General features: G+C 72.3%; 12 protein-coding genes, 1 tRNA gene and 1 pseudogene. 7 read left to right on the forward strand and 7 right to left on the reverse strand.

The features are described from left to right. From ET526_RS19395 to ET526_RS19415, 5 genes are all read left to right on the forward strand, one after another. Positions 1-408 (forward strand): PDDEXK family nuclease (locus tag ET526_RS19395; RefSeq protein ID WP_135470391.1); only part of this gene is annotated, 408 nt, incomplete at its 5' end. A 90-nt stretch (positions 409-498) separates the two neighbouring features. Further along, entirely contained in the window at positions 499-2,334 is a 1,836-nt protein-coding gene (locus ET526_RS19400) for a type I restriction-modification system subunit M (protein ID WP_192898730.1), read from the forward strand. Further along, entirely contained in the window at positions 2,331-2,648 is a 318-nt protein-coding gene (locus tag ET526_RS19405; protein WP_135470393.1) for a hypothetical protein, read from the forward strand. The genes ET526_RS19400 and ET526_RS19405 overlap by 4 nt, the downstream gene beginning before the upstream one ends. Continuing rightward, positions 2,645-3,994 carry a restriction endonuclease subunit S gene (locus ET526_RS19410; RefSeq protein ID WP_135470395.1) on the forward strand — a complete coding sequence of 450 codons (1,350 nt, stop codon included), beginning with the start codon at positions 2,645-2,647 and terminating at the stop codon, positions 3,992-3,994. The genes ET526_RS19405 and ET526_RS19410 overlap by 4 nt, the downstream gene beginning before the upstream one ends. 28 nt (positions 3,995-4,022) lie before the next feature. Next, positions 4,023-7,151 (forward strand): type I restriction endonuclease subunit R, encoded by a 3,129-nt coding sequence (locus ET526_RS19415; protein ID WP_135470398.1) that lies wholly within the window; start codon positions 4,023-4,025, stop codon positions 7,149-7,151. A 312-nt stretch (positions 7,152-7,463) separates the two neighbouring features. On the opposite strand, the gene ET526_RS19420 is transcribed toward ET526_RS19415, so the two are convergent. Beyond that, positions 7,464-7,539, reverse strand: a tRNA-Glu gene (locus ET526_RS19420). Positions 7,540-7,674: 135 nt separating this feature from the next. Here ET526_RS19420 and ET526_RS19425 point away from each other — a divergent pair. Together ET526_RS19425 and ET526_RS19430 are read left to right on the forward strand one after the other, a co-directional pair. Then, positions 7,675-8,244, forward strand: coding sequence for a chromate transporter (locus ET526_RS19425; RefSeq protein WP_204623729.1), 570 nt, complete (start codon positions 7,675-7,677; stop codon positions 8,242-8,244). Between the two features lie 6 nt (positions 8,245-8,250). Then, a complete protein-coding gene (locus ET526_RS19430) occupies positions 8,251-8,769 on the forward strand; it encodes a chromate transporter (RefSeq protein WP_135470400.1) in 519 nt (172 codons plus the stop codon). Between the two features lie 5 nt (positions 8,770-8,774). Here ET526_RS19430 and ligA read toward each other — a convergent pair whose 3' ends face one another. From ligA to ET526_RS19460, 6 genes and pseudogenes are all read right to left on the reverse strand, one after another. Beyond that, the gene (ligA, locus tag ET526_RS19435) at positions 8,775-10,880 is read right to left on the reverse strand and encodes an NAD-dependent DNA ligase LigA (RefSeq protein ID WP_135470403.1); all 2,106 of its coding nucleotides are present in this window, start codon (positions 10,878-10,880) and stop codon (positions 8,775-8,777) included. Continuing rightward, entirely contained in the window at positions 10,877-11,368 is a 492-nt protein-coding gene (locus tag ET526_RS19440; protein WP_135470405.1) for a GNAT family N-acetyltransferase, read from the reverse strand. The genes ligA and ET526_RS19440 overlap by 4 nt, the downstream gene beginning before the upstream one ends. After that, positions 11,365-13,044, reverse strand: coding sequence for a DNA repair protein RecN (recN, locus tag ET526_RS19445; protein WP_135470407.1), 1,680 nt, complete (start codon positions 13,042-13,044; stop codon positions 11,365-11,367). Before recN ends, ET526_RS19440 begins: the two co-directional genes overlap by 4 nt. 101 nt (positions 13,045-13,145) lie before the next feature. Continuing rightward, positions 13,146-14,006, reverse strand: a complete 861-nt coding sequence (locus tag ET526_RS19450; protein WP_135470410.1) for an outer membrane protein assembly factor BamD — start codon at positions 14,004-14,006, stop codon at positions 13,146-13,148. 82 nt (positions 14,007-14,088) lie between these two features. Continuing rightward, positions 14,089-15,048 (reverse strand): UDP-3-O-acyl-N-acetylglucosamine deacetylase, encoded by a 960-nt coding sequence (gene lpxC / locus ET526_RS19455; protein WP_135470412.1) that lies wholly within the window; start codon positions 15,046-15,048, stop codon positions 14,089-14,091. A gap of 166 nt (positions 15,049-15,214) precedes the next feature. Then, positions 15,215-15,620, reverse strand: a pseudogene (locus tag ET526_RS19460) (hypothetical protein); the annotation flags it as partial.

A 15,620-nucleotide genomic window follows, 5' to 3' on the forward strand; every position in this document is an offset into this window, starting at 1 on the left:
ATCCGGCGCCGCGGCGGGCGGAAGCAGATCATCGGGCCGGACGGGGCGCCAGTGCGGGCCGGCGGGGACGCAGCGGGCGTCGCCACCACCCGCGGCGACCCGGCACTGGTGAAGGCGCTGGCGCGGGCGTTCCGATGGCGGCGGATGCTGGAGGAGGGGCGGTATGGGTCGATCCGGGAGCTCGCCGCCGCGGAGCAGACGGAGCGTACCCTCGTCGCCCGAACCCTCGGCCTCACCCTGCTCGCGCCCGACATCGTGGAAGCCATCCTCGATGGCCGCGAGCCGCTCGCCCCCTCCGTTGCGTCCTTCCGCCGCGGCTTCCCTGACGCCTGGGAGGCCCAGCGAGTGGCGCTGGCCGGCGCCGGCACAGCGGCGCCGGTTGGCCACGCGCCTCGGAGACGTGGGTGACAGGGCGGAAGCGTCCAGGCATAGTAACGAACGGTCGAATCTCTTCCAAGTTCGTTACGATCGGCCTGGAGCCCCCATAGAGCCTGCCGCATGAGCTATGCTGGTCTTTGCTCCCTGATCTGGTCCGTCGCCGATCTGCTGCGCGGCGACTACAAGCCCTCCGAATACGGCCGCGTCATCCTGCCCTTCACCGTACTGCGCCGGCTCGACTGCGTGCTGGCGCCCACCAAGGCCGAGGTGCTGGCGAAGAAGGCGGAATGCGAGAAGCGGGGCCTCAACCCGGAACCTTTCCTCACGCGCCTGACGGGCGTGCCCTTCGCCAATACCTCCTCCCTCGATCTCGCCCGCCTGATGGGCGACCAGGACCATATCGGCCCGAACCTCGCCGCCTACATCCAGGGCTTCTCCGCCCCCGTCCGCGACATCTTCGACCGCTTCCGCTTCGCCGAGCAGACCGACCGGCTGCAGAAGGCGGGCCTGCTCTACCAGGTCACGGAGCGTTTCGTCGGCTTCGACCTCAGCCCCGCCGCCGTCAGCAACCACGACATGGGCCTCGCCTTCGAGGAGCTGATCCGCAAGTTCGCTGAGATCTCCAACGAGACCGCCGGCGAGCACTTCACGCCGCGCGACGTCATCAAGCTGATGGTCAACCTGCTGTTCATCGAGGACAGCGACATCCTTACCCCGGGCAATCCCGCCGTCCGCACCATCTACGACCCCACCGCCGGCACCGGCGGCATGCTCTCGGTCGCTGGCGAGCATCTGCTGGCGCACAACCCGGCCGCGCGGCTGACCATGTTCGGCCAGGAGCTGAACGACGAGAGTTACGCCATCTGCAAGGCCGACATGCTGATCAAGGGCCAGGACGTGCGCAACATCGTCCCCGGCAACACGCTCTCGGACGACGGACACCCGACGCAGAAGTTCGACTACATGCTCTCCAACCCGCCCTTCGGCGTGGAGTGGAAGAAGGTGGAGAAGGAGGTGCGGCGCGAGCACGAGCAGCTGGGCCACGCGGGGCGCTTCGGGCCTGGTCTGCCGCGCATCTCGGACGGCTCGCTCTTGTTCCTGCTGCATCTGCTCTCGAAGATGCGCCCGGCCAAGGAGGGCGGCAGCCGCATCGGCATCGTGCTCAACGGCTCGCCGCTGTTCACCGGCGCGGCGGGGTCGGGCGAGAGCGAGATCCGCCGCCATGTGCTGGAGAACGACCTGGTGGAGGCGATCATCGCGCTGCCCACCGACATGTTCTTCAACACCGGCATCGCCACCTATGTCTGGATCCTGACCAACCGCAAGCCAGCACATCGGCGCGGCCTGGTGCAGCTCATCGACGCCTCGTCGCTGTGGCAGAAGATGCGCAAGAGCCTCGGTTCCAAGCGCAAGGAGATGGGCGAGGAAGACATCGCCGCCGTCACCCGCCTGTTCGGCGAGGCGGCGGAGGCCGATCTCGCCACCATCACCGATGCCACCGGCAAAACGACCCGCGTCATTCTGCGCGCGGGCGAGGCGCCGCCGGCCGCGCCGGAAGGCGGGCGCGTCAAGGTCGCCCCGCTCTCGCGCCTCCTCCGCAACGAGGTGTTCGGCTACCGGCAGATCACGGTCGAGCGCCCCTTGCGCGACGAGGCGGGACGCATCGTGCTCGGCACCAAGGGCAAGCAGAGGGGCAAGCCGCTGCCCGACCCGGCGCTGCGCGACACCGAGAACGTGCCGCTTGACCAGGACATCGCAGACTACATGGCGCGCGAGGTGCTGCCGCATGCCCCCGATGCCTGGGTGGACGAGGAGAAGACGAAGATCGGCTACGAGATCCCCTTCAACCGCTTCTTCTACGTGTTCGAAGCCCCGCGGCCGCTGGAGGCGATCGATGCCGAGCTGCGCGAGGTGACGGCGCGCATCAAGGCGATGCTGGAGGATCTCGCGGCATGAGCGGCAGCGAAGGCCCGCCGGCCCCCGGCGTCCTGCTCTATACCACCGAGGATGGGCGCACGCGCCTCGAATGCCGTTTCGAGGCGGACACGCTCTGGCTGACCCAGGCGCAGATGGCGGAGCTGTTCCAAACCAGCGTGCCCAACATCAACATCCATCTGCGGCAGATCTTCGCCGAGGGCGAGCTCGACCCGGCGGCAACCATTAAGTCGTACTTGATGGTTCGCACCGAGGGCGTGCGGCCGTTGGAGGCGGCGGCGAAGGCGCTGCCGGAGCGGCGCAAGGCCCGGGCGCGGAAGGACGGCGACGCATGAGCCTTCCGGCCTATCCGGCCTATCGCGACAGCGGCGTGGCGTGGCTCGGGCGCGTGCCTGCGGGGTGGGGTGTGGCCCTCGTCAAGTCTGTCGCATCCTGCAACGATGATGTCCTGCCGGAGGACACAACGCCCGATCAGATCATCGAGTATGTCGAAATCTCGGACGTCGAAGCGGATCGCGGCATCACGCGCCGATCTGCGATGGCGTTCGGAGATGCGCCTTCGCGCGCAAGGCGGCGCGTGCGGCCCGGGGATGTCCTTGTCTCGACTGTGCGAACCTATTTGCGTGCGATCGCGACCGTGCCGGAGGATTGCGACGCGCTGGTCGTGTCTACGGGCTTTGCGGTTTTCCGGCCACGGCGCGTTCACCCGGGGTTCCTCAGCTATGTGTTCCACTCCGAGTATCTGATCTCGGAGATCATCGCACGTTCGGTTGGCGTGAGCTATCCGGCCATCAACGCCTCGGAGATCGCGCGCCTTCCCATCCCCCTCCCGCCCCCCGCCGAGCAGCGCGCCATTGCCGCCTTCCTCGACCGCGAATGCGGCAAGATCGATGCGCTGGTGGCGGAGCAGGAGCGGCTGATCGCGCTGCTGAAGGAGAAGCGCCAGGCCGTCATCTCCCACGCCGTCACCAAGGGCCTCGACCCCACCGCGCCGATGAAGGACTCCGGCGTGGCGTGGCTGGGGCAGGTGCCGGCGCATTGGGAGGTGAAGCGGTTGAAGTTCTTGGCTCGTGTGCAGACCGGCGTCGCCAAAGGTCGCGACCTATCCGGAACCGACGTGATTGAGGTCCCATATCTCCGCGTTGCCAATGTGCAGGATGGATATCTCGACCTTGAAGACGTGGCCACCATCCAGATTGCGCGCGATGAGTTGGATCGCTATGGACTGCAGCCGGGCGACGTTCTGATGAACGAAGGTGGCGACTTCGATAAGCTCGGACGGGGGCACGTCTGGCATGGCGCGATCTCGCCTTGTATCCATCAGAACCATGTCTTCTCGGTTCGGCCACACAGCATTGAGCCCGAATGGTTGGCACTGATCACCAGTGCGGACTGTGGTCGGTTTTTCTTCATGTCCCGGTCCAAGCAAAGCACGAATCTGGCTTCTATATCATCTTCGAATCTTGTAGAGCTTCCGCTGTGCATTCCTCCGCAGCCGGAGCGATCAGCGATCCTGGAAGCTGTCTCGGCGGAGACGACGAAACTCGACACCCTCACCACCGAAGCCGAGCGCGCCATCGCCCTCCTCAAGGAACGCCGCGCCGCGCTGATCTCCGCCGCCGTCACCGGCCGGATCGACGTGCGCGGCCTTGTGCCGGCCGAGGAGGCGAAGGCCGCATGAGCCCGCCCCGCCCACCCCGCCGCGCGCCATGACCGACCTCTACCGCGAAGCCCGGCTGGAAGAGGCGATCTGCACCCATCTCGCCGCCCATGGCTGGCTGTATGACCCCGGCGCCGCCGCCCGCCACGACCGCGCCCGCGGCCTCTTCCCCGAAGACCTTCTCGCCTGGGTGCAGCAGACCCAGCCCGAGGCCTGGGAGGCGCTCACCAAGGCGCACGGCCCGGCGGCGGCGACGGCGCTCGCCGACCGGCTGCGCGCCGCGCTCGACCGGCAGGGCACGCTCGATGTGCTGCGCCACGGCCTCGACATGGTGGGGCTGCGCCGGCCCATTCAGCTTGCCCAGTTCCGCCCGGCGCTGGCGATGAACGAGGCGCTCGCCGCCCGCTATGCCGCCAACCGCCTGCGCGTGGTGCGCCAGCTCCGCAACTCGCCGCATCACGAGAACAGCCTCGACCTGGTGCTGTTCCTCAACGGCATCCCCGTCGCCACCGCCGAGCTCAAGTCGGACTACACGCAACGGGTCGAGGATGCGGTGGACCAGTACCGGCACGACCGCCTGCCGAGGCTGCCGGGGCGGAACACGCCGGAGCCGATCCTCGCCTTCCCCGGCGGAGCGCTGGTGCATTTCGCCGTCTCCAACAGCGAGGTGCGGATGTGCACACGCCTCGAAGGGCCGGACAGCCGCTTCCTGCCCTTCAACCGCGGCCATGACGGGGGCGGCGGCAATCCGCCCAACCCGCGCGGCGCCCCCACCGCCTATCTGTGGGAGGAGGTGTGGGAGCGCCATTCCTGGCTCGACATCCTCGGCCGCTACCTGGTGCCGGTGAAGGACGAGAAGAAGCGCCTCCAGGGCTGGATCTTCCCGCGCTTCCACCAGCTCGACGCCACGCGGAAGCTGCTGGCGGCGGTGCTGCGGGAGGGTCCCGGCGGGCGCTACCTGATCCAGCACTCGGCAGGGTCGGGCAAGACCAACTCCATCGCCTGGACGGCGCATTTCCTGGCCGACCTGCACGATGCGGCGAACCGCAAGCTGTTCGACACGGTGCTGGTGGTCTCCGACCGCACGGTGCTGGATCGGCAGTTGCGCGAGGCGGTGGAGGGCTTCGAGCGCACGCAGGGGGTGGTCGCCACCATCACCGGGGAGGGGGCGAGCAAGAGCCGCGAACTGGCCGAGGCGCTGGCGGCGGGCAAGAAGATCGTCGTCTGCACCATCCAGACCTTCCCCTTCGCGCTGCAGGAGGTGCGGCGGCTTGCGGCGACCCAGGGCAAGCGCTTCGCGGTGATCGCCGACGAGGCGCATTCCTCCCAGGCCGGCCAGGCCGCGGCGAAGCTGAAGGCGACGCTGACGGCCGAGGAGATCGCAGCCCTCGAGGATGGCGGCGAGGTCGATATGGAGGACCTGCTCGCGGCCGAGATGAAGGCCCGTGCGGCGCAGGAGGTGGGCATCAGCTACGTCGCCTTCACCGCCACGCCGAAGGCGAAGACGCTGGAGCTGTTCGGCCGCCGGCCCGACCCCTCGCGCCCCGCGGGCAAGGACAACCTGCCCGCGCCCTTCCACATCTATTCCATGCGCCAGGCGATCGAGGAGGGCTTCATCCTCGACGTGCTGCGCAACTACACCTCCTGGCGCATGGCCTTCCGCCTGACGCATGAGGGGCGCGAGCTGGACGAGCGGGAGGTGGATGCCAGCGAGGCGAAGAAGGGCATCCTCGGCTGGGTGCGGCTGCATCCGCACAACATCGCCGCGCGCGTGCGGATCGTGGTCGAGCATTTCCGGCAGAACGTGGCGCATCTGCTCGGCGGCCGGGCGAAGGCGATGGTGGTGACGGCGAGCCGCAAGGAGGCGGTGCGCTGGAAGACGGCGATGGAGGCCTACATCCGGCAGCGCCGCTACCCGCTCGGCGTGCTGGTCGCCTTCTCCGGCGAAGTCAGCGACCCGGAGACGGGCCCCGAGCCCTTCACCGAGGCGACCATGAACCCCGCCCTGCGCGGGCGCGACATCCGCGAGGCCTTCGCCACGCCCGAGTTCAGCCTGCTGCTGGTGGCGAACAAGTTCCAGACCGGCTTCGATCAACCGCTGCTCTGCGCCATGTATGTGGACAAGCGCCTTTCCGGCATCCAGGCGGTGCAGACGCTCTCGCGCCTCAACCGCGCCTATCCGGGGAAGGACGCCACCTATGTGGTGGACTTCGTGAACGAGCCCGAGGAGATCCTGGCGGCCTTCAAGCAGTATCACACCACCGCCGAGCTCGCCGATGTCAGCGACCCCAATGTGGTGCTGGATCTGCGCAGCAAGCTGGACGCGATGGGCCTCTACGACCGCTTCGAGGTCGAGCGCGTGGCCAAGGTGGCGGTGAACCCGAAGGCGACGCAGGGGGATCTGGACGCCGCCATCGGTCCGGTGAGCAACCGGCTGCTGACGCGCTTCCGGCAGGCGCAGCAGGCCTGGCGGGCCGGGGCGGACGGGACGAAGGCGCGCGAGGCGGCAAAGGCCGAGATGGATGTGCTGCTGCTCTTCAAGCGCGACCTCGGCAGCTATGTCCGGCTGTACGAGTTCCTCGGGCAGATGTTCGACTACGGGAACACCGAGTTCGAGAAGCTCTACCTGTTCGGCAAGCTGCTGCTGCCGCTGCTGGACTACGGGCGGGAGCGGGATGGGGTGGACCTCTCGGCGCTGCGGCTGACGCACCACCGGATGCGCGACCTCGGCCAGCAGCGGCTGAACCTTGCCCGCGGCGAGCCCGCCGAGGGGCTGAAGCCGCCGACCGATGTCGGCTCCGGCCAGGTGCAGGACCGGCAGAAGCAGCGGCTTGGGGAGATCATCCGGGCGCTGAACGATCTCTTCGAGGGTGAGTTGACGGACGGCGACCGGGTCGCCTTCGCCGAGAGCATCCGGTCCAAGATGATGGAGAGCGCCACCCTGCGCGCCCAGGCGGCGGCGAACACGCGCGAGCAGTTCGGCAACTCGCCGAACCTGCGGGAGGAGCTGCTGAACGCGATCATCGCGACGATGGAGGCACACGGCAGCATGAGCCGTCAGGCGCTGAACTCGGAGGCGGTTCAGGCCGGGCTGCTGGCAGTGCTGCTCGGTCCGGGAGCGCTGTGGGAGGGGCTGCGGAAGGGGGAGGAGCCGGGGGCTGGTGCCGATCCGCGATAGATTCGGCGTCGGGCAACCTTTGGTGGGGCGTCGGGTTCACCAACTCGCGGTCGGGTGCTGCCTGTCAAGCCCTTGAAGAGGCGAGCGTTCGGGCTGGCGGCATAATCGGGGAAGTCGCCAGGTTCAGAGAAATCCGGCCTGCGAGAGAGGGTTTCGGGAGGCGTTCGAGGACCGCTCGGCGCCAGCCTATGCGCGAGAACCGCGGAAAACCTGCGCCTCACGGCGCGGCCCACCAGCAGGGAGACGATTCGCGGTGCATGGAAGTGGCGTNCGCGGCCCACCGGCAGGGAGACGATTCGCGGTGCATGGAGGTGGCGTCCCCAACGGGATTCGAACCCGTGTTACCAACGTGAAAGGCTGGTGTCCTAGGCCTCTAGACGATGGGGACCGCTGCGGCGCGGGGTGATACCCCGCCGGGGCGGCCGCGTCCAGGCGCCATGTCGCCTGCCCGGGGCCGGCCATGCCGTCCTGGACCACCCTCCGCTTTGCGGCGAGCATGGTCCGCCCCGCCTGGAGTCGCGCCTTGCCCGACCTGCCCGCCGAAACCCACGTGCCGACCCGGCTCGACCTGTTCCTGGGCTACCTCAAGGTCGGGCTGCTGGGCTTCGGCGGCGTCGCCGTCTGGTCCCGGCGGGTGGTGGTGGAGGAGCGGCGCTGGCTTACCGAGCGGGAGTATGCGGAACTCCTCGGCCTCGGCCAGATCCTGCCGGGACCGAACATCGGCAACGTCACGGTGATGATCGGGCGGCGCTTCCACGGCCTGGCCGGGGCGGTGCTCGCCACCGCCGGCCTCTATGCGGCCCCGCTCGCCATCCTGCTCGGCCTCTGCCTGGCCTATGAACGCTACGGCGGCCTGCCGGGGGTGGCGACCGCCATGCACGGCATCGCCGCCGCGGCGGCCGGCATGGTGATCGGCACCGCCCTGAAGATGACGGCGCGGCTGCGCCTGCCGCCCGAGGCGCTGGCGGTGCTGCTGCTCGCGGCGGTGGCGGCGGCATGGCTGCGCCTGCCCCTGCCGGTCATCGTGCTGGTCCTCGGGCCGCTTTCCATCGCCGCCGCCCTGTGGCGCGCCGGGCTGCTCCGGCACGGGTAGGCCGCGGTGCTGCTGCAGATCCTCGGCACCTTCGCCGTGCTGTCGCTGCTGGCGGTGGGCGGCGCCAACGCCGTGCTGCCGGAGATGCACCGCCAGCTCGTCGTGCTGCGCGGCTGGCTGGACGATGCGACCTTCGCCCAGCTCTACGCCCTGTCCCAGGCGGCGCCCGGGCCGAACATCCTGGTCGCCAGCGCCATGGGGTGGTGGATCGCCGGCACCGGCGGCCTCGCCATGGCGACGCTCGGCATGCTGCTGCCCTCGGCGGCACTGGCCTGGGGCGTGGCCGGTCTGACCATCCGCCTCCGCCACGCGCCCTGGTTGCGGCCGGCCCAGGCGGGGCTGGTGCCGGTCGCGATCGGGCTGATGCTCGCCGCCGGCCTGGTGATGGCGGGCGCCAGCGCGGAGGCGGGCGGGTGGCTCGCCCCCGCCATCGTCCTCGCCAGCGCGCTGGTGGTCTGGCGCACCCCGTGGAGCCCGCTCTGGGTCATGGCCGGGGGAGGGCTGGCGGGGCTCCTGCTCGGCTGACCGGTTCAGGCGAGTCCGGCCATCTCCCGCCACTCCGCCTCGGTCAGGGTGCGCAGGCCGAGTTCGGCGGCCTTCGCCGCCTTGCTGCCGGCATCGGCGCCGATCACCACGAAATCCGTCTTCCGCGACACGCTCTTGGTCACCTTGGCGCCGAGGCGCTCGGCCAGCGCCTCGGCCTCCGGCCGCGTCATCGTCTCCAGCGTCCCGGTGAAGACGATGCTGCGGCCGGCGAAGGGCGAGTCCGCCGGCGCCGCGGAGTCCACCGGCAGCACCCGCACCTCCCGCGCCAGCGCGTCCAGCGCCGCCAGGTTGCGCGGCTCGGCGAAGAACTCCACCAGCTCCTGCGCGATCGCCGGGCCGATGCCCTGGATGGAGCCGAGCTCCTCCCGCGCCTCGGAGCCGATGACGCGGGCGGCGAGCATCCGCTCCCGCCACTCCTCCAGCGTGTGGTAGTGGCGCGCGAGCAGCCGGGCATTGGCCTCGCCGATGCGGCGGATGCCGAGGGCGAAGATGAAGCGGTCGAGCGGCACCTGCCGCCGTGCCTCGATCGCGCGGACCAGGTTGCGGGCGGAGAGCGTGCCCCAGCCCTCCAGCGCCGCCAGCTCCGCCTCGCGCGCCGGCAGGCGGAAGATGTCGGCGGGCGCGCGCAGCCAGCCGAGGTCGTGGAGAAGCTGGATCCGCTCCGCGCCCAGCCCCTCTATGTCCATGGCGCGGCGGGAGACGAAGTGGATCAGCCGCTCCACCGCCTGCGCGGGGCAGGTGAGGCCGCCGGTGCAGCGCCGCACCACCTCCCCCGGCGGGCGCACGGCGTGGCTGCCGCAGGCGGGGCAGGTCTCGGGGAAGGCGAAGGGCACGGCGTCGGGCGGGCGCTTCTCCCGCACCACGCCGACGATCTGCGGGATCACGTCGCCGGCGCGCTGCAGCACCACCGTGTCGCCGACGCGGATGTCCTTGCGCGCGATCTCGTCCTCGTTGTGCAGCGTCGCGTGCTGGACCACGACGCCGCCGACGTTCACCGGCTCCATCACCGCGCGCGGCGTCAGCGCTCCGGTGCGGCCGACCTGGATCTCGATGCGCAGCAGCCGCGTCGTCGCCTGCTCGGCCGGGAATTTCCAGGCGACGGCCCAGCGCGGCGCGCGGCCGACGAAGCCGAGCCGCGCCTGCCAGTCCAGCCGGTCGAGCTTGTACACCACGCCGTCGATGTCGTAGGGCAGCGCCGCGCGCCGCTCCGCCATCTCCGCCTGGAAGGCGGCGGCCTCCTGCTCCGTCTCCAGCACGCGGGAGAGGGGGTTCACCGCGAAGCCCCAGCCGCGCAGCCGCTCCAGCCACTCCTCGTGCGTCGCCGCCGGCTGCTCGCTCGCGGCGCCCATGGCGTAGGCGAACAGCTTGAGCGGCCTCTGCGCGGTGACGCGCGGATCGAGCTGGCGGAGCGAGCCGGCGGCGGCGTTGCGCGGGTTGGCGAAGACGCGCACGCCGCGCTCCCCCGCCTCCAGGCGCCGCGCCTGCTCGGCGTTGAAGGCCAGGAAGTCGGCCTTCTCCATGAACACCTCGCCGCGGATCTCGATCCGCGCCGGCGCCCTGCCCCCGAGGCGCTGCGGCAGGCCGCGCAGGGTGAGCAGGTTCTGCGTGACGTCCTCCCCCACCAGCCCGTCGCCGCGGGTGCCGCCGCGCACGAAGCGCCCCTCCTCGTAGAGCAGGTTCACCGAGAGCCCGTCTATCTTCGGCTCGCCGACGAAGCGCAGCACCTCCTCCCTCAGCCCGAGGAAGCGGCGGATGCGGGCGCAGAATTCGGCGAAGCCGGCGGCGTCGAACACGTTGTCGAGCGAGAGCATCGGCACCCCGTGGCGGAAGGGCGCGAAGCCCTCCGCGGCCGGGGCGCCGACGCGGCGGGAGGGGCTGTCCTCCCGGATCAGCTCGGGGAAGCGGGCCTCGATGGCGCGGTTGCGGCGGACCAGCGCGTCGTACTCGGCGTCGGTGATCTCCGGCGCGTCGCGCTCGTGATAGGCGCGGTCGTGGTGCGCGATCTCGGCGGCGAGCGCGGCGAGCTCCTCCGCCGCCTCCTCCTCGGTCAGCGCCTCCACCGGGCGGCTGCGCAGCGCCGCGTCGTTCATGCCCCGGCCTCCGCCGCCAGCCGCTCGAAGGCGGGGCCGACCAGGAGCTGGCCGGTGAAGGGGGCCTCGGCCTCCGCGCCGATCGCGCGGTAGAACAGCATCGCCTCGTCGTCGCCCTCGTCCACGCCCCACCAGAGAGCGCCCGCGCCGCGCCGCCGCGCCTCCGCCGCGAGGCCCGCCACCAGGGCCCGCCCGGCGCCGCGCCGGCGCGCCGCCGGCGCCACGTAGAGGTCGATCAGGAAGAAGCCGCCCGCCGCGCGCTCGGAATCGTAGCAGGGGCTGCCGGTGACGAAGCCGACCACCTCGCCCTCCAGCACCGCGACCAGCAGCGCCGCCCAGGGGTCGGGGCCGAGCAGGTCACGCCGCACCGCCTCCGCCGTCATCCAGACGGGTGGGGCCTCGCGGCCGAGGCTGTTGATGGCGTTGAACAGCGCCGCGACGGCCCCGGCCTCCTCCGGCCGCGCCGGGCGCACGGCGAGGCGGCTCACAGCAGCGTCCCCTCCAGCAGGCTGTCGGCGGCGGCGCGCGCCGCCTCGGTCACCCGCTCCCCGGCCAGCATGCGCGCGATCTCCTCGCGCCGCGCGCGGCGGTCGAGCGGCTCCACCACCGTCGCCGCCCGCTCGCCCCTGACCTGCTTGGCGACGCGCATCTGCTGCGCGCCGCGCGCCGCCACCTGCGGGCTGTGCGTCACCACCAGCACCTGCAGCCGCTCCGCCACGCGCGCCAGGCGCTCGCCCACCGCCGCCGCGGTGGCGCCGCCGATGCCGGCATCCACCTCGTCGAAGATCAGCGTCGGCACGGGCGAGCCGCGCGCCAGCACCACCTTCAGCGCGAGCATCAGCCGCGACAGCTCGCCGCCCGAGGCGATGCGGTCCAGCCGCCCGGGCGGCGTGCCGGGGTTGGTGGCGACGAGGAAGGTGACGCGGTCCATCCCCTCCGGCCCCCAGCCTTCCTCCTCGCGCGCGGCGACCTCCGCCACGAAGCGGGCGCGGTCGAGCCTGAGCGGCGGCAGCTCCTGCGCGATGGCGCGCTCCAGCCGCCCCGCGGCATCGCGCCGCGCGGCGGAGAGGGCGCGCGCGGCGGAGAGGTAGCCCTCCCGCGCCTCCCGCGCCGCCGCCTCCAGCGCCGCGACGCGGCCGGTGCCGGCATCGAGGGCGGCGAGGCGCTCCTTCAGCGAGACGAGCAGCGCCGGCAGCTCCACCACCGCGACGGCGTGCTTGCGCGCGGCGGCGCGCAGGGCGAAGAGCCGCTCCTCCACCTGCTCCAGCCGACGCGGATCCGGCCCGCCCTCCTGCAGCAGGCGTTCGAGCAGCGCCTCCGCCTCGGCCAACGCGTCCTGCGCGGCGGCGAGATGGGCGAGGATCGGCTGCGCCTCCTCGTTCGGCGGCGGCAGGCGCTCGAGCGCGCGGGTGGCCTCGCGCAGCGCCGCGGCGGGGCTGCCGGCGCGGCGGTCGCGCGGCTGCAGCGCGGCGAGGGCGCCGGCGATCTGCTCGCTCCGCCTCTCCCCCTGCTGCAGGCGCTGGCGCTCGGCGGCGAGCGCCTCCTCCTCCCCCTCCTCGGGGGAGAGGGCGGAAAGTTCCTCGACGGCGTGGCGCAGGAACTCCTCGTCACGCTGCGCGGCGGCGATGGCCTCGCGCGCCTCGGCCAGGGCCCGCTCGGCGCCGCGCAGCCGGCCCCAGGCCTCGGCCACCGCCGCGCGCCGCCCCTCCAGCCCGCCGAAGGCGTCGAGCAGGCCGGCATGGGTGGCGGGGTCGGCCAGGCCCACCTGGTCGTGCTGGCCCTGCACCTCGACCAGCGTGGCGGCGAGGCGGCGCAGCAGCGCCACCGCCACCGGCTGGTCGTTGACGAAGGCGCGGGAGCGGCCGTCGGCCTGCACCACGCGGCGCAGCACCAGCGTCTCCTCCGCGGCGATGCCCTGCTCCTCCAGAATGGCGGAGCTGGGATGGCCCTCGGGGGGAAGGAAGCAGGCGGTGACGCTGGCCTGGGCCTGGCCCGCGCGCACCATGCCGGAATCGGCCCGGGCGCCGCAGGCGAGGCCGAGGCTGTCGAGCAGGATGGACTTGCCGGCGCCGGTCTCGCCGGTGAGCGCGGTCAGGCCGGGGCCGAAGGAGAGGTCCAGCCGCTCGATCAGCACCACATCGCGGATCGCCAGGGAGGCGAGCATGGGGGCGGGAAGGGCGGGGCCCGCGCCTAGAGCGGCCCCGCCGGCCGGCGGGGCCTCGGCGCGGGGCGCGGTCTCGGAGGGGGGCGCTCCGGCATGGGCGCTTAGAAGACCCAGTTCCAGGCCCGCCGCAGCAGGCCGGGACGCTCCGGCTGCGCCCCGTTCGGCCGGCCCTCCACCAGCATGGCGTAGCTGTCCCGGTACCATTCGCTGCCCGGGAAATTGTGCCCCAGCACGGAGGCGGTCTTGCGCGCCTCCTCGGTCAGGCCGAGGGAGAGGTAGATCTCGGTCAGGCGGTGCAGCGCCTCCGGCACGTGGTTGGTGGTCTGGAATTCCTCGACCACGCGGCGGAACCGCCCGATGGCGGCGCTGTGCAGGCCCTGGCGCTGGTAGAACCGGCCGACATCCATCTCCTTCCCCGCCAGGTGGTCGCGGCCGAGATCGATCTTCAGCCGCGCGTCCCGCGCATAGGCGGTGTCGGGGAAGCGGTTGACCACGTCCTGCAGCGCCGCGATCGCCTGCTCGGTGGTACTCTGGTCGCGCCGGGTGTCGGAGATCTGCTCGTAGTAGCAGAGGGCGCGCAGGTAGTAGGCGTAGGCGATGTCGCGGTGCGCCGGATGGAGCTGGATGAAGCGGTCGAGCGCGCCGATCGCCTCGGTGTAGCGGTTGCGCTGGTACTCGGCGTAGGCCGCCATCAGCTTGGCGTTGGTGGCCCAGGTCGAATAGGGGTGGTCGCGCTCCACCCGGTCGAACAGGTCCACGGCCTGCTGGTAGCGGCGCTGCTGCAGCGCCTCGACGCCCGCAGCGTAGAGCCCCTCCGGGGAGCGGTCGAAGATGCCGCCGGCGGCGTCACGCTCCCGCGCCAGGGAGTCCTGGCGGCCATCCCAGGCGCGGAAGGCGGAGCATCCCGGCAGCAGCGCGAGGCCGAGGCAGAGGGCGAGCAGGGGAAGGGCGCGTCGGGTCATCAGGGGCCGATCGGTCGGGACGGCGCCCCTATACCACGCCACGGCCGGGCTGACAGGCGGGGTGCCGCCCGCCCGCGGGCGCTCAGGCGAAGGCGGGGGCCGCGGCGGCGGGCAGGCGGGCGGCGGCGCCGTCGCCGACGCGCGCCGCGGGCAGCAGGCGCCAGGCGGCCGGGTCGGCGAACAGGGCGCGCAGCAGGCGGTTGTTCAGCGCATGGCCCGAGCGGTGCCCGGCGAAGCGGCCGCGCAGCGGCGCCCCGGCCAGCGCCAGGTCGCCCACCACGTCGAGCAGCTTGTGGCGCACGAACTCATCGGGCCGGCGCAGCCCGCCCGGGTTCAGCACCAGCGGCCCGTCCACCACCACGGCGTTGCCGAGGCTGCCGCCCTGGGCGAGGCCCATGGCGCGCAGCCGCGCCACTTCCTCGGCCAGGGTGAAGGTGCGGGCATCGGCCAGCGCTTCGCGGAAGGCCATGGGCGTGACCCGCAGGGAGAGGGACTGCCGGCCGATGGCGGTGGCCGGGAAGTCGATGGTGAGCGAGGCCTCCAGCCGCTCCCCTGCGGCGGGTACGAGCTCGGCCCAGGCGGCGCCCGGCCCCTCACCCTCCTGCACCCTGACCGGGCGCAGCACCTCGATCACTTCCGGCGCGCCGGGCTGGGCGGCGAGGCCGGCGCAGTCGAGCAGGAACACGAAGGGAGCGGCGGAGCCGTCGAGGATCGGCACCTCGGGCCCGTCCACCTCCACCACCGCGTCGTCCACGCCACAGCCGGCGAGGGCGGCCATGACGTGCTCCACCGTGCCGATCCGCGCCTCCGGCGTGCCGGGCAGGCCGAGGGCGGTGCAGAGCCGCGTGTCCACCACGTGGTCGTAGCGCGCGGGGATCTCGATGCCGAGGTCGGTGCGGCGGAAGCGGATGCCGGTGCCGGGCGCGGCGGGGCGCAGGGTCAGTGCCACGCGCCGCCCGCTGTGCAGGGCGATGCCGACGCAGCCGATGGCGGCCTTGAGCGTCCGGCGACGTCCCGTATCCAGCGGAATGAACCCGTCCATGCCTGCCTCTGCGAACCCTGCGGCGCCCCCGGAAAGGAAGGGGGCAGGGAACGGTGTGCCACCGCACGGGTGCGCGGGCGAGTCACCAGTTATTACTCAGTATTACGGCGCAAGCCCTTGGACTTGCGCCAATTTTGCATCGCACAAAAGCGATTACGATGCCGCATCAATTCGACTGGCGGCGGAGGAAGGTCGGAATGTCGAGCCCGACCTCCTCCGGCTGCGCCCGCCCCGCCGGGCGCGGGGCCTGCGGCACCGGCTCGACCCGCGGCGCCACCGGCGGCGGCGTCGGCTCCCCGAGCTGGCGGCGGATCAGCGAGGAGCTGGTGACGCTGCGGAACAGGCTGCGCAGCCCCCCGCCCTGCGCCGGCGCGGGCGGCGGCGCCACGGGCTGGCGCGGCTCGGCGAGGCGCGCGGCGGCCGCCTCGGCCTCCGCCGGCGTGTTCAGTACCACCGGCCCGAGGGCAGGGGCGGCGGCCGGCGCGGGCTCGGCCTGCGGCGGGGAGGCGACCGCCGGGGCCGGCTGGCCCATCGCCTGGCGCAGCACCGCGCCCGCGCCGCGCCGCGCCGCG

It is taken from the genome of Crenalkalicoccus roseus (assembly GCF_004761865.1).
Classification (GTDB): Bacteria; Pseudomonadota; Alphaproteobacteria; order Acetobacterales; family Acetobacteraceae; genus Crenalkalicoccus; species Crenalkalicoccus roseus.